This is a genomic window from Bradyrhizobium sp. dw_411, from assembly GCF_018449695.1.
Lineage (GTDB): Bacteria > Pseudomonadota > Alphaproteobacteria > Rhizobiales > Xanthobacteraceae > Bradyrhizobium.
Genome location: NZ_JAAVUY010000006.1, coordinates 13223 through 38490 on the forward strand (window position 1 = coordinate 13223; position 25268 = coordinate 38490).

At 60.9% G+C, this 25268-nt stretch carries 24 protein-coding genes and 1 tRNA gene; 12 read left to right on the forward strand and 13 right to left on the reverse strand.

Annotated elements, in window-relative coordinates; translation table 11 throughout:
• Window positions 1-39: 39 nt before the first annotated feature.
• Entirely contained in the window at window positions 40-1320 is a 1281-nt protein-coding gene (locus HB676_RS11300) for an MFS transporter (protein WP_213737882.1), read from the reverse strand.
• Window positions 1321-1619: 299 nt separating this feature from the next.
• On the opposite strand from HB676_RS11300, the gene HB676_RS11305 reads away from it, so the two are divergent.
• Window positions 1620-2309, forward strand: coding sequence for a GntR family transcriptional regulator (locus HB676_RS11305; protein WP_213737883.1), 690 nt, complete (start codon window positions 1620-1622; stop codon window positions 2307-2309).
• A 4-nt stretch (window positions 2310-2313) separates the two neighbouring features.
• Window positions 2314-3816 carry an amidohydrolase family protein gene (locus HB676_RS11310; RefSeq protein WP_213737884.1) on the forward strand — a complete coding sequence of 501 codons (1503 nt, stop codon included), beginning with the start codon at window positions 2314-2316 and terminating at the stop codon, window positions 3814-3816.
• Window positions 3817-3848: 32 nt separating this feature from the next.
• Here the strand turns inward: HB676_RS11310 and HB676_RS11315 are convergent, their stop codons facing one another.
• Entirely contained in the window at window positions 3849-4814 is a 966-nt protein-coding gene (locus HB676_RS11315; protein WP_213737885.1) for a tripartite tricarboxylate transporter substrate binding protein, read from the reverse strand.
• A 316-nt stretch (window positions 4815-5130) separates the two neighbouring features.
• Between HB676_RS11315 and HB676_RS11320 the strand changes: the two genes are divergently transcribed.
• Window positions 5131-7260 carry a hydantoinase/oxoprolinase family protein gene (locus HB676_RS11320; protein WP_213737886.1) on the forward strand — a complete coding sequence of 710 codons (2130 nt, stop codon included), beginning with the start codon at window positions 5131-5133 and terminating at the stop codon, window positions 7258-7260.
• A gap of 34 nt (window positions 7261-7294) precedes the next feature.
• Window positions 7295-7900 carry a 3-isopropylmalate dehydratase small subunit gene (leuD, locus tag HB676_RS11325; protein ID WP_213737887.1) on the forward strand — a complete coding sequence of 202 codons (606 nt, stop codon included), beginning with the start codon at window positions 7295-7297 and terminating at the stop codon, window positions 7898-7900.
• A gap of 185 nt (window positions 7901-8085) precedes the next feature.
• Here leuD and HB676_RS11330 read toward each other — a convergent pair whose 3' ends face one another.
• The 5 genes from HB676_RS11330 to HB676_RS33815 all read right to left on the reverse strand — a co-directional run bounded on the left by HB676_RS11330 (window position 8086) and on the right by HB676_RS33815 (window position 10869).
• The gene (locus tag HB676_RS11330) at window positions 8086-8310 is read right to left on the reverse strand and encodes a tautomerase family protein (protein WP_213737888.1); all 225 of its coding nucleotides are present in this window, start codon (window positions 8308-8310) and stop codon (window positions 8086-8088) included.
• Between the two features lie 45 nt (window positions 8311-8355).
• Entirely contained in the window at window positions 8356-8616 is a 261-nt protein-coding gene (locus tag HB676_RS11335) for a tautomerase family protein (protein ID WP_213737889.1), read from the reverse strand.
• A gap of 28 nt (window positions 8617-8644) precedes the next feature.
• Window positions 8645-10237, reverse strand: a complete 1593-nt coding sequence (locus tag HB676_RS11340) for a cation acetate symporter (protein WP_213737890.1) — start codon at window positions 10235-10237, stop codon at window positions 8645-8647.
• On the reverse strand, window positions 10234-10596 hold the full coding sequence (locus HB676_RS11345) for a DUF485 domain-containing protein (RefSeq protein WP_213737891.1): 363 nt from the start codon (window positions 10594-10596) through the stop codon (window positions 10234-10236). Before HB676_RS11345 ends, HB676_RS11340 begins: the two co-directional genes overlap by 4 nt.
• A 132-nt stretch (window positions 10597-10728) precedes the next feature.
• Window positions 10729-10869: a hypothetical protein gene (locus tag HB676_RS33815; protein WP_249780193.1), complete on the reverse strand. Its 141-nt coding sequence runs from the start codon at window positions 10867-10869 to the stop codon at window positions 10729-10731.
• 15 nt (window positions 10870-10884) lie between these two features.
• Here HB676_RS33815 and HB676_RS33820 point away from each other — a divergent pair, with 15 nt between their 5' ends.
• The gene (locus HB676_RS33820) at window positions 10885-11634 is read left to right on the forward strand and encodes a LysR family transcriptional regulator substrate-binding protein (RefSeq protein WP_346347318.1); all 750 of its coding nucleotides are present in this window, start codon (window positions 10885-10887) and stop codon (window positions 11632-11634) included.
• Between the two features lie 41 nt (window positions 11635-11675).
• On the opposite strand, the gene HB676_RS11355 is transcribed toward HB676_RS33820, so the two are convergent.
• Window positions 11676-12221: a MarR family winged helix-turn-helix transcriptional regulator gene (locus HB676_RS11355; protein WP_249780194.1), complete on the reverse strand. Its 546-nt coding sequence runs from the start codon at window positions 12219-12221 to the stop codon at window positions 11676-11678.
• A 76-nt stretch (window positions 12222-12297) separates the two neighbouring features.
• Here HB676_RS11355 and HB676_RS11360 point away from each other — a divergent pair, with 76 nt between their 5' ends.
• A complete protein-coding gene (locus HB676_RS11360) occupies window positions 12298-13605 on the forward strand; it encodes an MFS transporter (protein ID WP_213737893.1) in 1308 nt (435 codons plus the stop codon).
• Between the two features lie 65 nt (window positions 13606-13670).
• On the opposite strand, the gene HB676_RS11365 is transcribed toward HB676_RS11360, so the two are convergent.
• The 4 genes from HB676_RS11365 to HB676_RS11380 all read right to left on the reverse strand — a co-directional run bounded on the left by HB676_RS11365 (window position 13671) and on the right by HB676_RS11380 (window position 18646).
• Window positions 13671-14909, reverse strand: a complete 1239-nt coding sequence (locus HB676_RS11365; protein WP_213737894.1) for an MFS transporter — start codon at window positions 14907-14909, stop codon at window positions 13671-13673.
• An 87-nt stretch (window positions 14910-14996) separates the two neighbouring features.
• The gene (locus tag HB676_RS11370; protein WP_213737895.1) at window positions 14997-16724 is read right to left on the reverse strand and encodes an FAD-dependent oxidoreductase; all 1728 of its coding nucleotides are present in this window, start codon (window positions 16722-16724) and stop codon (window positions 14997-14999) included.
• 17 nt (window positions 16725-16741) lie between these two features.
• Window positions 16742-17701, reverse strand: a complete 960-nt coding sequence (locus HB676_RS11375; protein WP_213737896.1) for a VOC family protein — start codon at window positions 17699-17701, stop codon at window positions 16742-16744.
• 87 nt (window positions 17702-17788) lie between these two features.
• On the reverse strand, window positions 17789-18646 hold the full coding sequence (locus HB676_RS11380) for a fumarylacetoacetate hydrolase family protein (protein ID WP_213737897.1): 858 nt from the start codon (window positions 18644-18646) through the stop codon (window positions 17789-17791).
• A gap of 176 nt (window positions 18647-18822) precedes the next feature.
• On the opposite strand from HB676_RS11380, the gene HB676_RS11385 reads away from it, so the two are divergent.
• The 3 genes from HB676_RS11385 (at window position 18823) to HB676_RS11395 (ending at window position 21883) form a co-directional block, all read left to right on the forward strand.
• The gene (locus tag HB676_RS11385; protein ID WP_213737898.1) at window positions 18823-19728 is read left to right on the forward strand and encodes a LysR substrate-binding domain-containing protein; all 906 of its coding nucleotides are present in this window, start codon (window positions 18823-18825) and stop codon (window positions 19726-19728) included.
• A 106-nt stretch (window positions 19729-19834) separates the two neighbouring features.
• Window positions 19835-21349 carry an ATP-binding protein gene (locus HB676_RS11390; RefSeq protein ID WP_213737899.1) on the forward strand — a complete coding sequence of 505 codons (1515 nt, stop codon included), beginning with the start codon at window positions 19835-19837 and terminating at the stop codon, window positions 21347-21349.
• 126 nt (window positions 21350-21475) lie between these two features.
• Window positions 21476-21883: a DUF1330 domain-containing protein gene (locus HB676_RS11395; RefSeq protein WP_213737900.1), complete on the forward strand. Its 408-nt coding sequence runs from the start codon at window positions 21476-21478 to the stop codon at window positions 21881-21883.
• 209 nt (window positions 21884-22092) lie between these two features.
• Here the strand turns inward: HB676_RS11395 and HB676_RS11400 are convergent.
• Window positions 22093-22169 (reverse strand) — tRNA-Pro (locus HB676_RS11400).
• 68 nt (window positions 22170-22237) lie between these two features.
• On the opposite strand from HB676_RS11400, the gene HB676_RS11405 reads away from it, so the two are divergent.
• The 3 genes from HB676_RS11405 to HB676_RS11415 all read left to right on the forward strand — a co-directional run bounded on the left by HB676_RS11405 (window position 22238) and on the right by HB676_RS11415 (window position 25261).
• On the forward strand, window positions 22238-23230 hold the full coding sequence (locus tag HB676_RS11405) for an L-threonylcarbamoyladenylate synthase (protein ID WP_213738236.1): 993 nt from the start codon (window positions 22238-22240) through the stop codon (window positions 23228-23230).
• 24 nt (window positions 23231-23254) lie between these two features.
• Complete coding sequence (locus tag HB676_RS11410) at window positions 23255-24682, forward strand: FAD-binding oxidoreductase (RefSeq protein WP_213737901.1); 1428 nt, start codon at window positions 23255-23257, stop codon at window positions 24680-24682.
• 135 nt (window positions 24683-24817) lie between these two features.
• Complete coding sequence (locus HB676_RS11415) at window positions 24818-25261, forward strand: GNAT family acetyltransferase (RefSeq protein WP_213737902.1); 444 nt, start codon at window positions 24818-24820, stop codon at window positions 25259-25261.
• Window positions 25262-25268: the final 7 nt, after the last annotated feature.

The window sequence follows — 25268 nt, forward strand, 5'->3', positions numbered from 1 at the left end:
CGCAACGGACGTTGCGGAATCATCTGACACTTCGAACGATCAGATCGAGAGGTCCACGCCCTTGGTTTCGCGCAGAAACAGCAAAGCCACAAGGAACACCAGACCATAAGACAGCAACGCAAAGATGCTGATCGCACTCGACAGCGTGGTCGTGGCCGCCAAGGCCCCCACGAAGAACGGAAACAATCCACCGACGGCGCGGCCGGCGTTGTAGGTGAAGCCTACCCCCGCCCCACGAACCCGCGTGGGGTACATCTCGTTGAGGCAAGCCATCAACGCCGAATAGTATCCGACCGCGAAGAAGCCGAGAGGAAATCCCAGCACCAGCATTTCGGCATCGCTCAGGGCCGCGTGGGTATAGATGTAAACAGACGCGGCAGCAGCGGCCGAAAAAAACAGAAACACGGCCCGCCTGCCGAACTTATCCGACAGCCAGCCGCCCGTGACGTAACCCACGAAGCACCCACCGATCAAAGCGATCAGATACGGCGTCGATGCGAGGATGGAGATCTTCCGTTCGGTCCGCAGGAATTGAGGAACCCAGGTCATCAGGGCATAGAAGCCGCCCTGGGCCCCGATCGTCAGGAGCGATCCGACAATGGTGGAGCGCAGATTGGTCCGGTCGAAGATTCGGAAGAAAGAGACCGACGGTTCTTCCTTCCTCGCGGCAACCGCGAGCTGAGGCTCTTTGACATTCCGCCGAATGAAGAAAATCATCAAGGCCGGCAACGCACCGATCCCGAACATGACCCGCCAGGCCTGATCAACCGGAAGAACCGAATAGGTCATCGCCTGAATCAGGATCGCGAGCCCCCACCCCACCGCGTAGCTTGATTGATAGAAGCCCATCGCCCGCCCGCGATGCTTGTTCAAAACGACTTCCGAGAGAGTCACCGCGGCAACTGCCGCCTCTCCGCCAAAGCCGACGCCCAGAAGCGCCCGGGCAGCGGTCAGTTGATCGACGCCTTGCGCCAAAGCCGATGCCAGACTGCCGAGAGAGAACAACAGAATCGTGATCTGCATCGTCCTGACCCGCCCGATGCGATCGGACAGGAAGCCCGCCAGCCATCCACCGGCCGCGCTGCAAAGGACGGTCAACGACACGATGCCGCCCAGCGTTTTAGCGTCGGTGCCCATCGCCGTCACAAGCGTGCCGATGGCCAGCGGAAACAGCATGAAATCCATGCCGTCCAGCGTCCAACCGGCCGTGCAGGCCCAAAAGGTTCGCCGCCCCTGCGGATTCATCGAGCGGTAGAACTCGAAGATCGAGCCCGATTGCTCGGCCGCCGCCAGCCGGCCCGCCTCGCTGATATCCGCCATTGCATCCCCCATTCTGTCGTCAGCGGCCTCTCGCGGCCATTGTGGTCCCCATCATCTGATGATAGTATCTTTGTATCCAATTATACAACAAGAAGAAAAATTGGGCATTTTGTGCTGCGATGCGGCAGGTTTCTTCGGCGACGCCGATCGCATGCAGCACCGGATCGACTGGGCATTTTCTGTCTTACCCATCTGTTTTTACTTCTGCTTTGGCAGACAGACGAACAGCGACCCGGCATTGGAGACTCGTGATACACGTCGCCCCGCAACCCTCGCTTCCGGCCTGAGAGCTTCAGCCAATGATCCCATCCAAGACGAGGCTGGTCGATGTCGCCGCCAACTGGGCAAGCGAGGCGCGGTCGCTCTCTCCGCTCGAGCAGGCCTACAATTTCATCCTGGAAGCCGTGCTGTCAGGAGAATTGGCGCCGGGCATGCGCATTCCAACGGAAGCAATCGCGGAGCGTTTGGGCATCAGCCGCATGCCCGTCCGCGACGCGCTGCGACGCCTCGAAGGCGACGGCGCGGTCACGATTTACGCCAATCGGGGCGCGGTCGTCGCCGAATATTCCAAGGACGATGTCGTTCAGCTCATCGAGATGCGAGCCGTTCTGGAAGGTCTGGGCGCTCGCTTTGCACTTCCGAACATGACGCACCGGGAAATGGAAGAGATACGACATCTTCAGTCCAGGATGGACCAGTCCGCCGACGATTTGGGCCAGTGGATCGTGCATCACGACGCGTTTCATAATTACATCACCTCATTGAGCGGACGGCCTCTGCTGACCCGGCAAACCAAGAAGATTCGTTTGATGCTCCGGCCCTACTTCCGCAAACACCATGCGCGTCATCAGGAGCTCGAAATACCGGGCTACGAACATCAGAAAATCATTGATGTCCTGGCCCTGGGAGACGCCAACGAGGTCGAGAAAGAAGTTCGAAACCACGCCATGGCCAACGTCGGCAAAGTTACCGGGCTGATGGACCGATAAACGAATGCCTGACATTGCAAGACCGACCCTGATCAAGGGCGGGCGGATTCTCGATATCGACGGCGATCTGGACAATCCTCCGCAGCAGGATGTGCTGATTCACAAAGGACGCATCAGGGAAGTCGGCGCCGCGGCGAGCGAGGCAGCACGCCGCGACAATGTCGAAGTGATCGATGCGACGGGAAAATTGCTCATTCCCGGCCTCGTCAACGCACATTACCACTCGCACGACACGATGCTGAGGGGGATGTTCGAACAACTGCCGCTCGATGCCTGGATGCTCTACAGCAGCCCCGGTCAATTTCCCCATTTCTCGTCCGAGATGATCGAAACCAGGACCGCGCTGGGGGCGTCCGAATGCCTGCTGAACGGAATCACGACGATCCAGGACATGGTTTCGATTGTCGGCGACGATCAGAACCATGTCGATCAGGTCATGCAATGTTACGAACGGCTCGGAATAAGAGCCGTGCTCGCGCTGCAGGCTTCGGACCGCGCCGCGTGCGACTGTGTGGCGTATTGGGATTCGCTCCCCAAGCGGACCGTGCAATGTCTTCCGCCCGCATCCAGTCCGGACGCGCAGTTTGAGTTTCTGGAAAGCGCGCTTCGGAAACGTTCAGCGCTGGTAAGCTGGGGCCTCGGTCCATCCGCACCGCAGCGCTGCTCCAGCGAATTCCTGGCGCGCTTTGCACGTTTGTCCGCGGAGCAGGGACTGCAGGTGTTCACACACACCTATGAAGCCAGATCGCAGGCTGTTCTGGCGCGGCTAAAGTTTCCGCAGGGCTCATTGATCGAGCATCTTGACCGCGCGGGATTGCTGGGCCCGCGACTGACGATCGCGCACGGAGTCTGGATAACCGGTTCGGAGATCGCCCGCTTGGGAGAGAATGGCGCGAACCTTGTTTGCAATCCGACAAGCAACCTCAAGCTTCTGAACGGCTTCGCGCCTTTGCTCGACTACGCGTCCGCCAACGTCAACATCGGTTTGGGATGTGACAATTGCAGCGGAAACGATGCTCAAAATCTTTTCGAGTCCATGAAGAACTTTGCCCTCATGTGGGGCATGTACTCAGGGGCAGGCACAACGGGTGCAGCCAGAGAAGCATTCCGGGCCGCTACGGTCGGCTCTGCAAAAGCGATCGGGCTCGGGAACGAGATAGGCCTGCTGCGCCCGGGCTATCGGGCCGACATTGTGACGATCGACCTCGGACAACCGAATTATCGTCCCCTGAACAGTGCCGTGCGCCAACTCGTTTACGGAGAAACGGGACGCGCGATCGAGAAAGTCATGATCGAAGGAAAAATTGTCGTTGATTCCGGCAAGATCATCTCTCCGCTATCCCGAGACCTGAAGGCCAGAGCGGAACGAGCGAAGGATCAGCTCGCCGAGCAAGTGGACGCCCTGCGAGCCAGGAACGGCGCAATTCTCGGCGACATACTTGACGCCTATGAAAAAGCAAATCGATACCCTCTGGAGTTCGATCGTTTTTCTCTCAGGAGACCGTGAGCGGCGAGTCGCAGTCCGACCACAGCCCTGCGTTATTCAACCGATATGTTGGCCGCTCCTGCAATTTTTCGGTACTTGTCGTTCTCGTCCAGAATGAACCTGGAATATGCTCGCGCGGACATCGGTGTGGAGATGAAGCCGACCTGCTTCAACGCTTCCTGAAATTCGGGCATCACCGCAATTTTTTGCAAGGCACCTTCAAGCCGAGCCACGACATCAGGTGGCAATTTCGCGGGACCGGAAAGGCCATACCACAAATTGCCTGCGACGGAGGGATAACCGGCCTCGACCATCGTCGGGACGTCGGGGAAAAAAATCGAGCGTTCCTCGCTCAATACAGCGAGCGGACGCAATTGCCCGGTTTGCAGGCCCGAGATCTGCGCCGCCGCCGCGTCGAACATCATTTGAATTCTGCCGGCTGTCAGATCGACCACTGCAGGCGCTGATCCCTTGTAGGGAACGTGGGTCAGCTTGACGCCCGATGCGGCCATGAACATCTCGCCCCAGAGCTGCGGTCCGCTGCCATTGCCGGAGGAGCCGAAATTCAACTCGCCAGGCTTGCTTCGGGCATAGGCGACGAGATCGGCGACCGAATGAATCGGCAAGGCAGAATTGACGCTGAGCATCGCCGGTGCCGTCGCGATCAAACCGATGTGCGAGAAATCTTTGGATGGATCATACGTTATATTCTTGTAGACGACCGGCGCGGTGCAGTGGGTCGCGATCGAAGAGAGTAGCAGGGTATAGCCATCCGGCGCCGCTCGCGTTGTGAGCGCAGCAGCAATGGTGCCGGCTGCACCTGCCCGATTTTCGATGATGACACTTTGATTCAGCAATTCGGAGAGCCTGTTCGCAAACTGCCGTGCGACCAGATCGCCCGCCCCTCCCGGAGGCACCGCGACGATCAAGGTAATCACCCTCTCCGGGTACTCGGCTTGCGCCGGATTCGAAAACGCCGCGATCCAGACTGCGAAAGCCAACCAAATCCGAAGACGCATGCTCAAGCTCACCCTCTGTGTCTCTTCGGCCCGGCGAAGACTGGGTCTGAAGGCTGCGTATTATGCAAGGACCGTACCTCCGGGATAGAATGCCGGCAGGAAGGAGGTGCAGCAAGAACGCTGAGGCTTGGACGGGAAGTAGCCCGGACGAGGTCCGGGCAGAAGCACAGGAATGTGCGACGATTGTGGGTTGACCTTACTCCTCGCCAGTTAGTACGAGAAGCCGCCGGCGCATGGAATGCGCTTGCAAATGCACACGGGATCAACCGGTTATTCGGATTGGTGAGATGGCCCGGATGGATTATTGGACGAAACCTTGAGCACAAAATCCTATCGCATCGGGATCGACGTCGGAGGGACCTTCACCAAAGCCGCCTTGATCGACAACATGGATGGCAGCGTCGCCGGACGCTCATCCGTTCACACCACCCATGACCATCCGGACGGCGTGGCGGCCGGTGTCATCCAGGTGTTCGAGCGGGTTTTGAGCGATGCCGGCATCGATGCGCGCGACGTCGTCCTGCTCGCTCACAGCACGACCCAGGCGACCAATGCGTTGCTGGAAGGCGACGTCGCCCGGGTCGGTATTGTCGGCCTCTCCTCAGCCAAGGCAGCGAAGCTGGCCGAAGTGCAGGTGCGCATCGACGGAATCGAACTCGCGCCAGGCCGCGTCCTGCAAACCAGCAATCAGTTCCTGCTCAGCGACGGGCTCGACCGAAAGGCGGTCGAGGACGCCGTGCGCGCGCTGCGCGCGGACGGCGCGCAGGTGCTGGTGGCGTCGGCGGCCTTTGGCGTCGACAATACATCGACGGAAGAACTGGTTCGCAAGGTCGGTGAGGATTTCGACCTGCCGACGACGTGCGGGCACGAGGTCACGCGGCTGTATGGACTGACGACAAGAACGCGCACAGCGGTGATCAATGCGTCGATCCTGCCGCGGATGATCGCGACCGCCAATCTGACCGAAACGAGCATGAAGAATGCCGGCATCGATGCGCCGCTGATGATCATGCGCGGCGACGGCGGCGTGATGAGCATCAGCGAAATGCGTCACCGCCCCGCGATGACGATGCTATCGGGCCCTGCGGCAAGCGTGGCCGGCTCGCTGATGCATGTCGGCATGTCCGATGGAATCTATTTCGAAGTCGGCGGCACCTCGACCAACCTCGGCGTGGTCAAGGCGGGCCGCCCGGTCGTGACTTATGCGAACGTCGGCGGCCACGATACGTTTGTCAGTTCTCTCGATGTGCGCGTGCTGGGCGTCGCGGGCGGCAGCCTGATCAGGATATCGGATAATTCGGTTCGCGAGGTGGGGCCGCGAAGCGCGCATATCGCCGGACTTCGATATGCCTGCTTCGCACCGGCTGAAGTCTTCGAGAACGCCCGCGTGGTTTTTTTCGAGCCCAAGCCTGGCGACGGCGACGACTTCGTCGCGATCGAGACCGAGCAACACGGCCGCTTTGCGTTGACGACCACCTGCGCCGCCAATGCCGCCGGACTGACCAGTCCGGAGATGCATTGCTACGCGCCGGCGGAAGCTGCCCGCGCGGCCTTCGCTCCGCTGGCCGCAAAGATGGGAAAGGATGTCGTCTCGCTGGCCAAAGAGGTGCTTGCCTCGGCGGCGGGCAAAGTGATGCCGACGATACGATCGCTGATCAAGGATTATCAGCTCGAGGAAGAGCAGCAGGTTCTGATCGGAACCGGCGGCGGCATCGGCGCCTTGTTGCCCACGGTCGCCGAGGGCTTAAGTTTGCGTTTCGAAATTGCCAAGGACGCGGAGATCATTTCTTCGATCGGCGCGGCGCTGGCGATGGTTCGCGAGGTCGTCGAACGGGCCAATCCCGATCCGTCGTCCGACGATATCGTGCATCTTCGCACTGAGGCGTTGGAGGCGATCGGCAAGTTAGGGGCCGACCCGAAAACGGTCGACATATCAGTGGAGATCGACCGGCAAACCGGCCGGATTCGCGCGATCGCAACCGGCGCCGCAGCGCTGCGCAGTTCCGGCGACACCGAGGCGGTCACTGAACGCCAGGCCCGGCGGGTGGCGGCGCGTTCGTTTCGGCAGGGCGAAGACGACGTTGAGCTGGTCGCCGAGACCCCCGGCGCGTTCGTTTACCGGCCAAAAGCCGATTTCCGGCATTCGCTGCGGATCGTCGACCGGCGCGGAAACGTACGTTTGCAACGCAGCCATGCGGTCGTGCATCAGACAAACGTCGAAAATTGGCAAAATTCCTTTCAGTCGATGAATCTTTTCGGCCCCGAAGATCCGATCGATGCCTTTTTTGGCGCCGTTTTGCTGTATGATACCCATCTGGTCGACGTGACCGACGAAAGCCTGTTTTCCAACGCGGTCATGATCGTGGACAGCGAGCTTTCGGGGGTACCGCGCCAGACGCCGGTGGTTTTGATCGGCTTGGGACGGCCGACCGCGGCCGAGCATTAAAGATCGGCATTGAAGATTTGAAGGGAGAATCGTGATGGAAAAGTTTGAGAGGCTGAAGGCCGTGGCGGCCCCGATGGGAATTCCCAACGTCGATACCGACGCGATTATTCCCAAGCAATTCCTCAAGACGATCAAGCGCGCCGGCCTCGGCAAGGCGCTTTTCTCCGAACGGCGCTACAACGACAATGGCGAAGAGCGGGCAGACTTCGTCCTTAATCAGGGACCGTTCCGCCACGCCAAGATCCTGGTGGCCGGCGAAAACTTCGGCTGCGGATCGAGCCGCGAGCACGCGCCCTGGGCGTTGCTCGATTTCGGCATCCGTTGCGTCATCGCGCCGTCGTTCGCCGACATCTTCTACAACAACATGTTCAAGAACGGCATGTTGCCGATCCGGCTGAGCGCCAAGCGTGTGCACGAATTGATCCAGTTCCTGACGGAGCTGCCCGGCGCCGAAATCACCGTCGATCTGCGCGAGAAGACCGTGACCGGGCCGGACGGACAGGTCGATCATTTCGACGTCGCGGACTTCTCGCGCGAGAGCCTGCTGAACGGCTACGATGAAATCGAGCTTTCGCTGCTGAAGAAGAACGAAATCGCGGCCTACGAGAAGAGCAAGAGCGTCGATCGTCCCTGGCTATAGCGAACGGCGACGCTCGCACGAGAGGCACCTGCCAAGGCGGGATATCCAGCCAAAAAGACGGCTCGCGTCGAAAGCGCGAGCCGTTTAGTTTGACGGCCGGCATTGGAGACGATGCACCCTGAGAAATAGCGGGGCTTGGTAGTATGCATCGGCCAGCCGCGGAACACGTTCAGGCAAATCAGCGGCTAGGCCGCCGCCGATCGCGCCGTTTTCTTCCGATTTGAGATCAGGGCGCGGCCCGCCTGCCCGGCTTCGCCGATGTTGCTCGCCGGATGCTCCCGCAAAACAACATTGATGTGCTCCATTGCCGATCCGATACAGCGATGGGTGATCTCCGTCATCTTGGTTACCAACGCTCGCTTTTCAGTATCGGTCAGGCCTTCTTCAAGATCGCAGGTGATAAACGGCATTGTGGATTCTCCTTGTCTGGCTGTCGTGGTGAGGTTGATAGCGGGTCAGTTATGACTGGCTTTTTCTTTGCGGCTCTTGATCTGCTCGTGGCCTGCCATATCCATGCCGTCCGGTCCCGGCACGTACTCCGGAACATGCTCGCCGGCATCGACGAAATTGAATCCAGGCATCTCGCGCATGACCAGGAAGATATGGTCGATATCGCATCCTGTGGCCTCGACGACCGCCTCGGTCAGTTGCATCGCGAGCTGATGCTTTTGTTCTTTCGTTCTCCCATTGCGGATGTCGCAAGTAATGATAGGCATCGGTCGTATCCCTCTTATCCCGTTTCGATCAGTGCGCTTTGGTGCTGACTTCCGCACCATATCCCGTCAGCGCGCGCACTTTCAGGCTGACGAAACTCTCTTCGCTGCTCCGCTCCCGTGCCGAAAACACCGTGCCAAGCCATCCCGCCAGAAAGCCAAGCGGAATGCTGATGATGCCGGGGTTGGTGAGGCTGATGAGCGGTTGAACATCGGTAAACATCAACCCTTTCGCGCCGATGACCGCTGGACCGACCAGGACGAGCCCGACAGAGGAAACAAGTCCGACACTCAACGCGGAGATGGCGCCGACGGTGTTGAAGCGAGGCCAGTACAGCGAATAAAGGATCACCGGCAGGTTGGCGCTTGCGGCCACGGCATAGGCCAGGCCCACGAGGAACGCGACGTTGAGGCTTTTGGCGGAGAGCGCCAGACCGATCGCCACGACGCCGACGGCGACGGTTGCGATCCGCGCCGCGCGCACTTCCTCTTTTTCGTTGCTCACGCCGGCCTTTACAACATGCGTATACAGATCATATGCGATGTTCGAGGCCGCCGCGATAAGAAGACCGGCTACGACCGCGAGGATCGTTGCAAACGTGACGGCGGAAATGAAGGCAACGAGCATTTCACCGCCGAGCGTTCCGCTGCCGCCACCCAGATAAAGCGCCAACAATGGCGCCGCGCTGTTGCCTGCCTTGCTCGCGGCTGTGATCTTGTCGTGGCCGACCACCGCAGCGGCCCCGAATCCGAGCACCGTCGTCATGACGAGGTAGATCCCGACAACGCCGATGACCCAATTGGCGGAAGCGCGGGCATCCCTGGCCGTTGGCACCGTATAAAAACGCATCATGATGTGCGGCAGACCTGCGGTACCGAGAACGAGACCGAGGCCGAGCGAAACCAGATCAAGCTTGTTGGTGAAGTAGAGCCCAGGCGCGAGAAACGCCTCCCCTTTTCCACTCGCCAAGGCCGCCGCCGACATGAGCGAACTGACGCTGAAGTCAAAACGGCTCAGAAGCAGGAAAGTCAGAAAGCAGGTTGCGGCAAAGACCAGGATGGCCTTGACCATCTGCACATAGGTCGTCGCGACCATACCGCCAAACAGCACGTAACTGACCATCAGACAGCCGATCACGATGATGGCGATGCTAGCATCGATCGGAAGCAGCAAGGACACGATGGCGCTGGCGCCGACCAATTGGCCCAACAAATGGAACAGGCTGATCGTCACCGATGACAACGCTGCGGCGGCGCGAACGGGCCGCGGCCGCAACCGATATGCCATGACATCCGAAAGCGTATATTTGCCGGAATTGCGAAGCGGCTCGGCGACGAACAGGACGATGAGAATCCATCCGACGATGAAGCCGAACGAATAAAGCAGTCCGTCAAACCCGAACAGCGACACCAGCCCCGCGATGCCGAGGAACGATGCCGCCGACATGTAGTCGCCCGACAACGCAAGACCGTTCTGCCAGCCCGAAAGATTGCGCCCGGCCACGTAAAAACCTGACGCGCTGCGTGATCGCCGGATCGACCAGAACGTCAGACCCAGGCTGACTGCAATAAAAAGCAGAAAGAAGATAGAGGTGAGCCATTGCCCCTGTGCAGATGCGATCATCGCCCAACTCCCGGCACTAGCGCCTTGGTGATGGCCGCCAAGGTCTCTGCCACCAGGGGATCGATGAAGCGGTTGGCCCGGCGCGAGTAGATATAGGCCACCGCAAACGTCATCACGAACTGGGCAAGTGCGAGCACATAAGCCACATTGATCGAGCCGGTGATCTTGAAGCCCGCAACATCCGGGAAATACGCAAGAACAATAAGCCCCAGGACGTAAAACGCCGTGGAGGCAATGAAGAGCGGCCGCACGATGCTTCTTCGTGTCTCTTCAATGCGAACGACGGCAGATGGAATATCCCGGCTTGTACCCCGCTCAACCGCAAACGCTGGCGCGATCACGTCTTCCGCTAAAGCCATGTCTCCTCCGATCAAAGGCCGGCCGAATGAATGTGCTTCGGCACTTTGCTCCGAACAGGATAGAGGGCGATTTCAGATAAATAAAATCGTTTGTAATTATGATCTCAATCGCTATTATTTATAGCCATGGAGCTATACCAGATCCGACAATTTGTCGCCGTCGCCGATACCGGCAGCTTTACCAAGGCTGCTGTTCGCGCGGCTGTTTCGCAGCCGGCTATCTCGGCCGCGATCAGCAAGCTCGAAGAAGAGCTTGGCCAGCAGCTTCTGCACCGACGCCAGGGCCAGGTGACGGTGACGCCGGCTGGTGAGAAGCTGCTGCGCTTCGCCCGCGAAGTTCTCGCAGCCTGCGCCAACATAAAATCCGAGCTTAAAACCCTGACTGGCCCGGAGACGATCCGCGTCGGCGCGCTTCGCACCCTTCCTACCATTCACGTTGCCGCGGTCATGGCCGCATTCGCGCGGCCCGGTGGGGACAGCGGTGTCGAACTCATCGAGGGAACCCGCGAGGAACTCCAGCAGCGCCTTTCACAAAAGAAACTGCATTTGAATCTGACGAGTATTGCCGGCTCGCAAGTCCAGGATGCTTTTCCGCTCTTTGTCGAGCCCTACATGCTGATGGTCCCCGCCGGCCATCCCTTTGCCAATCAAAGATCGATCAAGCTCGAAGATCTGCATGGCGAGCGCTTCATTTTGCGCACCGGCTGCGAAACATTCAAAACGACGACCGATTTGCTCATCGAACGCTCGATCAAGACAAAGGTGGTTTATCGAACGGATCAGGATGACCGTGCCTTGGCGCTCGTCGCGGCGGGGTTTGGCGTTGCCCTGATGCCCGCTTTGTTTCATATGCCTGCCGTCGTCAGCGTGCCTATTCGCGATTTTGACGTCACCCGAACGATCGCACTCCAATGGCTCCCCGGCATGGAACTCCTCGACCATGTCGCGCGCATGATTGCCGCGATACGCAGCCACTCCTGGGCAAGCGACCTTCACACAGGCGAGAAACGCAGGTTCGCGGTCAAATTCGCGAAATAGTTTTGATGATAGCGGGTTAACATCGTCCCTGTATAAGAGCGTCATTCACCCGCCGTGACAGCGCTTTCAAATTTGTCGCCGAAGCCATCCGAAATCAAAAGACCGATGGCCTGATTCAATGCCTGGACCTGCTCTCGGCCAAGCTGCTTTTCAAAGACCTGCTGCGCTGTATCCCATAGCTTTTCGGACTGCTTGAGCTTGGCTTTCCCGGCCGCAGTGAGCTTGATCGAACGGCTGCGCCGGTCATCGGGATCGGTGCCGGTCGAGACGAGACCGTCGCGAACGAGCGGTTTCAGGGTATGCGCAAGTCCGCCGGCGTCCATCACCATCGCTTCCGCAAGCGTGCCGACTGTTGCCGACTCCAGGCGGGCAATTTTCGCAAGGATCGCGCGCTGCGTCGCCTTCAACCCGCTCGGGGCCAGGGCCAAATCGTACAGATACGAGATACGCCGGGACGCTTTGCGCAGCGCCGTGCAGTGACAGCGGCCTGCTGAATCAGGGGATGCGTCTTTTTGCATATGAAGCCTCCAAAGAAGAACAGAACTTGTAATATCAGCATATGCTTGTATTCTGAATATTACAAGCATATGCTGATAAATTGAGACCCTAGATATCGCGTGCTGGTGCCGTCGCCGGAACGCCTCGCATGACAGGACCGATCCGATGACCGCAACCGAACTGAGCCCGCGTTCGACCCCGCATTATGCCTGGGTCATCGTCGGCGTCACCTTCCTCACTCTCCTTGTGACCGCAGGCGCGATGTCGACGCCGGGCCTTCTGCTGATCTCGTTGCAGAAGGAATTCGGCTGGTCCGCCGCGACCATTTCAACCTCACTCTCCTTGCGGCTTGCGGTGTTCGGCCTCATGGCCCCGTTCGCCGCCGCCCTGATGCTCCGTTTCGGCATGCGCCGGATCATGACGCTCGCCGTCACCATCACAGCCATCGGAATGGGCTTGACCGCTTTCGTGTCGCAGTCCTGGCAGCTCGATCTGCTCTGGGGACTGGTTGTCGGCGGCGGCACCGGAATGACGGCACTTGTTCTCGGCGCCACGGTCGCCAACACTTGGTTTGCGCAACGCAGGGGACTGGTGATCGGACTGATGACGGCCAGTTCGGCCTCCGGCCAGTTGCTGTTCCTGCCGCTCTTCGCCCATATCAACGAAATATATGGCTGGCGGACGCTGGTGACGCTGGTCGCCGGCGCCCTGCTTTGCCTTGCGCCGCTGATTGCCTTTTTGATGCGCAATCGTCCGTCGGATATTGGCCTCACGCCTTACGGATCTCCCGCTGGAACGGCACTGGCCTATGCCAAACCTCCGGCGGACAATCCGATTATCGTTTCCTTCCGCGCATTGAAGAGCGCGGTGCGGACCAAGAACTTCTGGCTGTTGTTCTTCGGCTTTTTCGTTTGCGGTCTCAGCACCAACGGCCTGATCGGAACACATCTGATCGCGGCCTGCGGCGATCACGGCATTGCGGAATTTATGGCGGCCGGCCTGCTCGCCTTGATGGGATTTTTTGATTTGTTTGGAACGGTCGCCTCCGGCTGGCTGTCTGACAAATATGACAACCGCGTCCTGCTCTGCATCTATTATTCGCTGCGGGGATTATCCCTGCTTTATTTGCCGTTCGCGCTGGGAATGGACCTTTTCTCGGTCAGCATGTTCGCGGCGTTTTATGGCCTTGACTGGTTTGCGACGCTGCCGCCCACCATCCGTCTCACCACCGACCGGTTTGGTCCGGCCATGGCGCCGCTGGTATTCGGCTGGATGTTCGTCGGGCACCAGATCGGTGCGTCGATCGCCGCTTATGGAGCGGGGCTCACCCGCACGCTCGACGGCACCTACGCTCCGGCCTTTGCACTTTCCGGCATCCTTTGCATCGTCGCCGGCTTTGCGTCCTTGGGCATCGACGGTAACCGAAAGAAGGACGATGCCAAGACCGTCTTGCCTGCGCCCAGCCCTGCATAGACGGTGGACTGGGGTAAGCTCAACCGCGCAGCCAGAGCGGCTGCGCGCTGCAGCCGCAAGCAAGCTCAACTGGCCGTTCGCAGTTCAAGCTCGCCCGCGATGTCGTGACGATCGGCTGGGGGGTAGCGGTAAGGTCCCAGCGCCAGCGTCAGCGCGGTCGCGACGGCCAATAGCAAACTGTAGGCGATCAACGTCGCGGAATAACTATGGGTCAGTTGGAACGCCCATCCCAGGATCGATGACCCCACCGCATTGCCGGCCAGCGCCGCAGTGAAGATCCATCCGTAGATCGTGCCGAATTTGGCCAATCCGAAATAGCGGGAAACCATGTAGGACAGCAGATCCGTTTCGCCGCCGATGCCAAGACCGAGCAGGAGAACGCCAACCAAAGGCGATACCGCGGCGGGCTGAAGCGCCAGAATCAGAAGCCCCACCATCGGACAGACGAGGAAGAACACCGCTACATAGGGCGCGAATACCCGATCGATGATCCATCCCGCGAGCAGCCGGCCGACGATGAGGGCAAGACCGGACGAGGAGATGATCGCGACGGCGTCAGACAATGACATTCCGCGGTCGGTGAGCATCGGAACGACATGCACGAGGCTGCCGTTGATCGCGACCACCGCCAGGAAGAAGGAAACGATCATGTACCAGAAGCGCCGGTCGCGTGCGGCCTCCGACATCGAAACGCCGGGAAGCTTGACGCCCGACAGCCCGCCGGCGAGCGCCGGCGTCGGCTCCCTGATGAAAAGCAGCACGGGCAGGAACGCCAGCAGGATGATCAGGCCGGCCAACCCGAGATAGGCTTCGCGCCAGCCGAACGATCCGATCAACGTTTTGCAGATCATGGGCAGCACGATCGTTCCCATGCCGACGCCCGCCAGCACGATGCCCAGCGCAAACCCGCGCTGCCGGTCGAACCAGGCCGACACGACCTTCGAATAGGAACCCGGCGTTTGGCCGATCGCAACCAGACCCGCCAAGGCGAACATCGCATAGAGCCCGAACACCGAGCCCGGCAGCAGTGACATGGCCGCTGTCGCAAGCGCGAACAGGATGATGGACACCGCGAGCGGCGTCCGCACGCCGTAGCGATCGATCAGGCGGCCAAAAAACGGCGATGCGACCGCCGTCATCACGCTGGATATGCCGATCGCGGTCGCGATATCGCCGCGGCCGAAGCCAAGTTCCTGGGAGATCGGCTTGATGAATATGCCGGTGGCGAAAACATTGATGGGTCCCTGGCTCACAACCAGAGCCAACGACGAAGCCGCCACGATTGACCAACGCTTGCTGTCCATTTTCCCCTCCGGTTCTTCCCCAGCTCTTGCGGCCGGGGCTTGTCGATCACCGCAACCGCGGCTGGTATTGATTTCGCAGCCGCGCTTTCAGGCGCTCCGCAAAAGAAGTGCAGCCTTGTCGTTCGCCGTCTTGCCGCTTTTGGTCCTATTATTCGGCATGCCGCCAATCGCACACGCCAGCACATCGACGGGATCGACGATCGAACCGGCGATATGCCGCCAGGCCACGATCTGGTCGGGGCGGATCAGCACCAGATCGCTCTCATAGAGGTCGCGCGCTTCTTCGTCGTCGATGCTTAACAATTTCAGGTCCAGCCCTGCCGCAGTCGCCGCGGCGAGAAATGCGTCGGCTTGACGCTGATCGCCGTCGAGGCAAAGCAAGGTCCATTCGAACCCAAAACAATCGAACAGCGAACGGCCGTCGCGGAGCCAGACATGCGGCGCCCGTCCGCCGGGTTTTCCGGTCGGCACATAGGCGGTGGGTGTGTCCGGCGGCGATGGCGCGGGATCGCTCGCAATGATGGGCGAACGGTCATATCGCGCGCCGAACGTAAAGCCGGGGATGTTGAATTCAGCCCGGGCATGGTTGGCAAGATATTCGCCTGCGCGCCGGCGCGACGTTTCGCCGGCCCTCCCCTCCGCCTCCAGCGCGGGCGACGGACGATACAGGCCGATGGAATCCGCAAAGGTTCTGGCAAAGCCGGTGTTGCGAAGCGCGACGGGCCGGCGCTCTGCCTCGTAGCTGTCCAGCAGCGCCTCGTCCGCCTGCCCCTTCAGGACAGAAGCGAGTTTCCAGCCGAGATTGACCGCGTCTTCAATCGCCGTGTTGTAGCCCATGCCGCCGGTCGGCGTGAACAGATGCACCGCGTCGCCGCCGAGAAACATCCGGCCGGAGCGGAAACTGTCCGCCACCAGCGCGCGCCCGGCGAGCCAGAAATCGCGGGACAGGATCTCAACCGGTATCGTCATGCCCACCGCCTGCCGGAACATATCGAGCGCCTTGGCGTCATCGACCGAATTTGGATCTTCGTCCGGGCGGACTTGCGTATGAAAGACGAACTCGCTTTTGCCGTCGACAGAGATCAACAAGGCGCGTCGTTCGGCATTGAACGTGCAGTACATCCACGACCGGGCATGCGGGCAGACCTGATAGAAAGTCTCCGATTTCAGATAGAGCGCCAGCATGCGGCCGCCCATGAAATCGCGATCGGCGCCGCTGTTGCCGGAATATTCAATCCCCAGATGGCGTCGCACCAGGCTGCGCGGCCCGTCGGCGCCGACCAGATACTGCGCCTGAATTCGTCGCGTCGCCCCGCCGTCGACGGATTCGATCTCGGCCACAACGCCATCCGCATTCTGCTCGATCGCGACCACGCGCGACGAAAACGCCAGTTCGATCGAGGGACAGGCCTTGGCATGCCGAAAGAGCACAGCCTCGACAAACTTTTGGCTGACCCGGTGCGGCAGTTCCGCTGCACTCCAGGAACCGCTCATGGTCTTGATCAGCCGTTGCGCATCGCGCGCCGACGGCAGGCTGACCCGCCCCAATTCATGCGCGGTCAACCGCGTAAAATAGGCGATGTCGGTGGGATAATCGTCCGGCAAGCCCATGGCGCGGATTTCGTCGGCGAAGCCCAGCCGCCGGAAATGCTCCATCGACCGCGCCTGCGTCGCGTTGGCCTGCGGGCTGAACGCCGTCGATGTTTTCTGATCGACGAGAATTGCCGCGATGCCGCGGCGTCCGAGTTCATTCGCCAGCATCAGGCCGCAGGGGCCGCCGCCGACGATCAGAACCTGCGTTGTCTCGTGATGCATGGCGGGACTCATTGGTTTCAGCGCTTCGTCTCATAATTGAACGCGAAGTCTTCCGGCGGGGTTGGACCCCAGACATAGAAGGAATCGTGCGGCGGATTGTCTTCGGCCTGCCAATCGCAATTGGCCGGGATGTAGTCGATATCGGCCGAATATTCCGAATAGCTGCCCCAGGGGTCGCGCACATAGTGAAAGTAGTTCGAGCCGAGCACATGACGCCCGAGACCCCAGCCGGCGCTGAACCCCTTGTCCGCCATATGCATCGCGCCGAGGCCGATCTCGTGGATCGAACCGACATCCCAACTCACATGATGCAGGCCCGGACCTTCCGCCTTGGCCAGCGCGATCAAGTGATGATCGCTGCCATGGATGCCATGCATAAAGGCGATGCCGTCACCGCTGCGATCGGAGAGCCGCAATCCCAACACGCGCTCATAAAACGCGATGGATCCCAGAACATCCGACGTGAAGACCAGAATGTGCGCCAGCCGACGCGGCTGCACGCGCGGCGACTGGTTGCGGCTGTGGGAAGCCTGTGTGCCCGGCGGCGAGGAAATCAGGCCGAACGATGATTTTTCGTTGGGCGAGGATTTCTCCGCGACCCGAAGCTCCATCAACAGCCCGTCCGGATTGTGAAACCAGATGCCATTGGATTCAAATCCAGGCGGCGGGTCGACCTGTTTGACGCCGAGCGTTTGCAGACGTTCCCTGAAGGCGGCGAAGTCGTCTTCGAAGACACCGAAACTCAGATGAGACAGCCGCTTGTTCGCGCCTTCCGTGATGGCGCCCCAGCGATGGCGATTGCCGAACGTATGCACATCGAGGCGGTTGCCTCTGGCCTGCAGATCGAGCCCGAACAGCGAATAGAAGGATTCCGCCTGTTTCATATCCGGCACGATGAGGTTGAACGCATCGAGCGAATGCACACCAAGCTCGCCAGGACGGCGCGATGCGTGCATCAGGCTTCTGATCTGGGTCATGACACCCTCCTCCCTATCGTTTCCCGCTTTATCGTTTCTCGTTCGGATCCAATTCCCTCGGGGTATCCCGAGGGCTGGCCGTTTTTCTTACTTTTGATCGACAACCGGATTACGCAGGATGCCGAGCTGGTCGATCTCCACTTCGCAGATGTCGCCGTGCTTCATCCAGAGCGGCGGCTTGCGCGCGAGGCCGACGCCGGACGGCGTGCCGGTGACGAAAATATCGCCCTGTGACAGCGTGATCGCTTCGCTGACCAGCGCAATCTGGGTTGCGACATCGAAGACCATGTCATCGATCATCGCGCTCTGGACAACCTTACCGTTGAGACGGGTCACCAGTTTCAGACCGAGACAGCCCGGCGGCAGTTCGTCCGAGGTCACGAGCGTTGGGCCGAAGGCGCCGGTGTCGTCGAAATTCTTGCCCATGGTCCATTGCGGCGACTTGAACTGATAATCGCGGATCGAGGCATCGTTGAAAATCGAGTAACCAACGACGTGATCGAGTGCCCGCGCCTTCGGAATATTCCGGCCGCCCTTGCCGATCACCGCGACCAGTTCGCCCTCATAATCGAGCTGTTCGGACAATTTGGGTCGGACAATCGGTGCGCCATGCGCAATCAGGCTTGAATTGAACCGTCCAAACAGCGTGGGATAATCCGGCTGCTTGAACCCGCTCTCGGCGGAATGGTCGGCATAGTTCAGGCCGACGCAGATGATTTTTCCGGGGTTCGAGAGCACAGGCAGAAACGTCACCCGGTCGAGATCGACCGGCTTGCCTCTGGCGAGGATGGTCGCGGCATCGTTCAGGCTGTCGCCACGGCTCAGCAGGATTTCAAGGCTTCCGGGGAAACCGTCGGCATTCTCCAATAGACCAGCCCAGCCACCGGCCTTGGTGCGGACGGCCAGTCCGTTGACGCCGTTCTCCGCGAACGAAGCAAATCTCATAATGCGTTCCTCCCGGCACGCCGCTCAGTTTGGGCCGAGCAATCGTGCAATCGCTTTGGGAAGGCACCATGAAATGCTCCCCTGTTACCGGCAAACCTAGGGGAAGCATAAGATCACGGTAAGATATCAAAATCGTCCAATTGATACCGAAATGATATCATGGCAGTCTCGGGGCCATGAAGCTGAACCAACTCCGCGATGCCGCCGCGATCGCCGAACATGGCAGCCTGCGCGCCGCGGCGCGTGCGCTTCGGCTGGCGCAACCGGCACTGACCCGCAGCGTCCGCGAACTCGAGCATGAGTTAGGTGCGCCCCTGTTCGAGCGGCGCACCAGGGGCATGGTGCTGACATCAGTCGGGGAAGTTTTCGTGCATCGCGCCAGGGCGATCCTGAGCGACGTCGAACGCGCGCGCGTGGAGGTCGACCAGATCATGGGCGGCGTCGGCGGATCGCTGGTCGCCGGTCTTTCGATCGCAGCACACATCCTGCTGCTTCCGCGCTCGCTGCAGCGCTTCAACAAGCGTTATCCGGGGGTACATCTGCGGATCATCGAGGGTTTTTTCCCGACGCTGATTGGCGGGCTGCGTGACGGCAGTGTCGATTTTTACATCGGGCCGCGTCCGTCCGGTCATATCCCGGAAGGATTGGTGATCGAAAAGCTGTTCGACAATGACAGGCAGATCGTCTGCCGGGCCGGGCACCCGTTGGCCCGGAAGTCAAATAAACCGGTCTCGCTGCGCGATCTTTCGAAGGCCGACTGGCTGACGACCAGCATCACGCAGGAGGCCAACGACGAACTCGGCGCGATTTTCCGCCGTCATGAACTGCCGCCGCCACGGCTGGTGATGCAGACCCAGTCGGCGCTCAGCGTGATGCTGGCGCTGCTCCACAGCGACGTGCTGGCGATGATGCCGATGCAGTTCACCCAATTCTCGCTGGTGAAAAAGGCGATCGTCGCGATTCCGGTGATCGAAAAGCTGCCCGCCCCGCCCATGGTACTGGTGCGGCGCACAGGATTTTCGCTGACCCCCGCTGCGGATTATTTCGTGGAACTATTGCGCAATCGACCGCCGCAGCCATGACGAACAATTTACCCCCGACAGGAACATGGGGGCTGCTGGCCATCGGCCCTCGACGCCCTGTGTGTTGATTGGTAAGTCCTCTCCATTGGGAGACTTGAGTCGAGGCATGACCGTTGCGATCGAGATGGGATACACAACGGCGGGTGCCGCGGCGGCTCTGGATCTTGAGGAGCTGCTAGCCACGCGCCTTCTGGTGCAGGGCAATTCAGGCTCCGGCAAATCTCATCTGTTACGGCGGCTGTTGGAGCAGAGCGCCCCCTGGGTGCAGCAGACCATCATCGATCCCGAAGGCGACTTCGTCGCGCTCGCCGACCGTTTCGGCCATCTCGTGATCAATGCCGAGGATCATACCGAGCGTGGCCTGCAGGCCGCCGGCGAGCGGGCGCGCATCCACCGCGTCTCCACGGTGCTCAATCTCGAGGAACTCGACGCCGAGAATCAGATGCGGCGCGCCGCGGCCTTTCTCGGGGGATTGTTCGAGACCGGCCGCGACCACTGGTACCCGATGCTGGTGGTGGTCGACGAAGCGCAGCTCTTTGCGCCGGCCGTCGCGGGCGAGGTTTCGGACGAGGCGCGTAAACTCTCTCTCGGCGCCATGACTAACCTGATGTGCCGGGGCCGCAAACGCGGGCTTGCAGGGGTCATCGCAACCCAGCGATTGGCCAAGCTCGCCAAGAACGTCGCGGCCGAGGCTTCCAATTTCCTGATGGGCCGCACCTTTCTGGATATCGACATGGCGCGCGCCGCCGACCTGCTCGGTATGGAGCGGCGACAGGCGGAAGCCTTCCGCGATCTGGAACGGGGGCAATTCATGGCGCTTGGTCCGGCGCTGTCGCGCCGCCCGCTTGAACTACGCATCGGCCCGACCGATACCCAGCCGCGCAATGCAACGCCGCGGCTGATGCCGCTGCCAAATGCAACGCTGGAGGACGTGCGCGGCACCATTCTCGCCGCGCCGCCGCCGGAAAATATCCGGACCCAGCGCCGCCCGCCATCGTCTCCCGATCTCCTCAGCCAATTGATGATGGCGAAGTCCAGCGCGCTGGAGGTTCAGCCCGAAGTGGCGGAGCCGCCTCTCAGCCCCGAGCAACTGGCCGAGCGACGCGAGCGCGTAGAGCGTATTCTGCGCGCTGTGATGGCCGAGCCCGACGCGGGATTCCGCGTCATCGGCGTGCTCTATCAGGAGTTTGTGGTCCGCTGCCGGATCGAGGGGCTCGGTGCTGCCGTGCCCGACCTCAGCGACTTCCGCCGAATGCTGACGCATGCCCGCGCCGGCCTCGATACCGATATGGCGAAGGATGATTCGTGGCAGGATGTCTCGGTCCGCGCCTCGATACTGCCCGAGGACATGCAGGGTGTCTTCATGATGGTCGCCCGTGCCGCCAAGGAAGGCTGGCCCTGCCCCAGCGATGCCGCGATTGCGCGCGCCTATGGCTCGCATTCGCTGCGCCGTGCGCGGCGTCTTTTGACCTACATCGAGGAGCAGGGCCTTATCGTCTGCCAGTTTGACGGGGCCGGCCGGCGGATCATTACTCTCGTCGAACTGGCCTGGGCGACCGCACCCGGCGATCCCAATGCCGAGGAAGCACCCGCGGAGCAGGCTGCGTCGCTCGCTCTGTAATCAGCTCGTAGCCCGTAGGATGGGTAGAGCACTTGCGAAACCCATCACCTTGCAACAACGATTGATGGGTATCGCTACGCTCAACCCATCCTACCGAGCTAAGAAAACATCGGAAGGACGATCGCGATGACGATTAACCAGATATCGCGGCGACTGTTCGGCATCCTCACGCTCGCCATCGGCGCGGCGATGGCACCGCATATCGCTGTCGCCCAATCCGGCGAGCAGGGAGGCTTTCGCCCCCAGAAGATGCGAAGCATCGTTGTGAACGAACTCACGGTCACCGATCCCGTCAAATACAAAATCTATCAGGATCAGGTGCCGGCAACGCTCGCTTTGTTCGGCGGACAATATGTGTCACGCGGTACGCCGGAACCGATCATCGGCGAAGCGCCAAGTCCACGCGTGGTCGTGCTTGAATTTCCCAGCCGGGAAAAAGCCCTGGCGTGGTTTCATTCGCCGGAATTCCAGAGAATTCTGGCGATCAGGAACGAGGCTTCGATATCGCGGGTTTATTTCCTCGAAGGCCAGTGATGATCGCGCGCCGCAATTGGCAATATCTCGTAGGATGGGTAGAGCACTTGCGAAACCCATCATCTCGCAACGACGATTGATGGGTATTGCTACGCACTGCTTCGGCAACCAAGGGGCTGCCGTAGCTATCGGCCAAGGGATCCCGGCGGCCGAAACGGCGCCCGACTTGACCGAACATCGAAATGAGGGGAAAAAACCCAATGATATCTTGGTCGGAGTGGCAGGATTTGAACCTGCGACCCCTGCGTCCCGAACGCAGTGCTCTACCGGGCTGAGCCACACTCCGACAAGAAGGCGGCTTATAGCCTTGGCTTTCGCATACCGCAAGAAGCCGAATTGAGGACTTTGATTCCTGTGAATGTGGGCCTGACGACGCCAATTTTGCCGGCAAACGAGGCTGCCGTGGCCTCGGCCGCGCGGTACCTCGCGCAGGGCGGCCTGATCGCGTTCCCGACCGAGACGGTTTATGGGCTCGGCGCCGATGCAGCCAACCCCGGCGCGATTGCGCGGCTTTACGCGGCCAAGGGCCGGCCGGCCTTCAATCCCCTGATCGCCCATGTCGGGGATTTCGCGGCCGGGCAGAAAATCGCCCGTTTTGACGCGACCGCGACCGCTTTGGCGCAGGCGTTCTGGCCCGGCCCGCTGACACTGGTGCTGCCCAAATCGCAGAATTGCCCGGTCGCCGATCTCGCTACCGCCGGGCTCGATACCGTCGCGGTCCGGGTTCCCGCGCATCCCGTGGCCCGGGCCATCCTGCGCGCCTTTGGCGGGCCTGTCGTGGCGCCCTCGGCCAATTTATCAGGCCATGTCTCGCCGACCACAGCCGAACACGTCCATCACGACCTCGCGGGGCTGATCGACCTGATCGTCGACGGCGGCGCCGTCAATGTCGGCGTCGAATCCACCATCGTCGGCTGTTTTGAGGCGCCGATGCTGCTGCGTCCGGGCGGGCTGCCCCGGGCCGAGATCGAGCGCGTGCTGGGCCGTGCGCTGGTGCAGCCGCCTGAGGATGCCGACAACGACAGCGGCCAGCCATTGGCGCCGGGCATGCTGGCCTCGCATTATGCGCCGCGAACGCGGGTGCGGCTCAATGCCCGGGGCATCGAGGCCGGTGAGGCGCTGCTGGCGTTCGGGCCTGGCGTCGTGGACGGCGTCGAGACGGCGAACGCGGTGATGAATTTATCCCCGCGCGGCGATCTCAATGAGGCCGCCGCCAATCTTTTCGGCTATCTTCGCACCCTCGATACCAGGGGAGCCCGCGCCATCGCCGTGATGCCGGTGCCGCATCACGGGCTCGGCGAAGCGATCAATGACCGGTTGCGCCGTGCCGCGGTGGATCGGGACTAAACAAAAACAAAACAAGAGACGACAATGAATATCGTTCAACCCGCACTCCCCCCGCTTTCGCCCGAACTGATCGCGCGCTTTCGCGGCATCGTCGGCGACAAATACGCGGTCACCGAAACGGCCGATATCGCGCCCTACGTGACCGAAGAGCGCGGTCTGTTTCACGGACGATCGCCGCTGGTGCTGCGGCCGGGCTCGACCGCGGAAGTCTCCGCGATCTGCAAGCTCGCCAGCGAACAACGAATCGCGCTGGTGCCGCAGGGCGGCAATACCGGGCTGGTCGGCGGACAGACGCCGCACAATGGCGAGGTCGTGGTCTCGACGCGGCGGCTGGACAAGATCCGCGACATCGACATTGCCTCCAACACCATGAGCTGCGAGTCCGGCGTGGTGTTGCAGATCGCCCAGCAAAAGGCTTCCGACGTGGACCGGCTGTTCCCGCTCTCACTTGGCGCAGAGGGAAGCTGCACCATCGGCGGTAATCTCTCCACCAATGCCGGCGGCACCGCCGCGCTGGCTTACGGCGTCGCGCGCGAGATGGCGCTCGGGCTCGAAGTGGTGCTGGCGGATGGCCGCATTCTCAACGGCCTTTCGAAGCTGAAGAAAGACAATACCGGCTACGATCTGCGCAATCTGTTCATCGGCGCCGAGGGCACGCTCGGCATCATCACCGCGGCGACCCTGAAACTGTTTCCAAAACCGCGCGCGGTGGAGACCGCCTTCATCGGGCTGCAATCGCCGGCACAGGCGCTAAAACTGCTGTCGATCTCGCGCAACGAAGCCGCCGGCAGCCTCACCAGTTTCGAATTGCTCGCCGACATCGCGGTCGATTTCAGCGTGCGCCACGGCATCGATATCCGCGCGCCCCTGACCGGCAAGCATCCATGGTATGTGCTGATGGAATTGTCCTCCTCGCGCGACGACGCCCGCGACACGCTGGAAGCTATCCTGGCGCAGGGCATGGAAGACGGCATTGTCGATGACGCCGTGATCGCGGCCAATCTCGGCCAGCGCAGCGCGTTCTGGAAATTGCGCGATGAAATGTCCGCCGCGCAGAAACCGGAAGGCGGCTCGATCAAGCACGATATTTCCGTTCCCGTGGCTGCGGTGCCGGATTTCATTGCGGAAGCCAATGCGGCCGTCGTCAAACTCATTCCGGGCTCACGCCCGGTACCGTTCGGCCATCTCGGCGACGGCAATATTCATTACAATATCAGCCAGCCCGTGGGCGGCAACGCGGCGGATTTCCTCGCGCAATGGCACGCGGTTAACGCCGTGGTGTTCGAGATCGTGCTGCGCATGGGCGGATCGATCTCCGCCGAGCACGGTATCGGCGTGCTCAAGCGCGATGAACTGCCCGACGTCAAGGACAAGGTCGCCATTGAGCTGATGCGCGGCATCAAGGCGATGCTGGATCCGCAGGGCATCATGAACCCGGGCAAGGTGCTGTAAAAGAAGAATCGTCATTGCGAGCGAAGCGAAGCAATCCATCCTTTCTTGTTGTTGCACGATGGATTGCTTCGTCGCTTCGCTCCCTTGCGCAAACGCTGCGCGTTTGTCGCAGGCAATGACGTAGAGGGAATTCCCATGACCACCCCCACGCTCTCCATCGCACCGATTGAAAACGCCGACATCGCCGCCGTGATCGCACTGTGGCAGCGTTGCGGTTTGACACGCCCGTGGAACGATCCCGCCGCCGACATCGCACTCGCACGCAAGGGCCCGAATGCCGCGGTGCTGGCCGGGCGTGACGGGAGCGCCATCGTCGCCTCGGTTCTGGTCGGACATGACGGCCACCGCGGCTGGGTCTATTACGTCGCCGTCGATCCCGATCATCGCCATAAAGGATATGGCGGTATCGTCATGGCTGCCGCGGAAGACTGGCTGCGCGAGCGCGGCATCGAAAAACTGCAACTGATGGTGCGCACAGACAACAGCCAGGTTCAGACATTCTATCAATCGCTCGGCTATCTGGAGCAGGAGCGCATCGTCTACGCCAAATGGCTCGACGGCCGCGAGCCGACACCGTAAGCCAGAA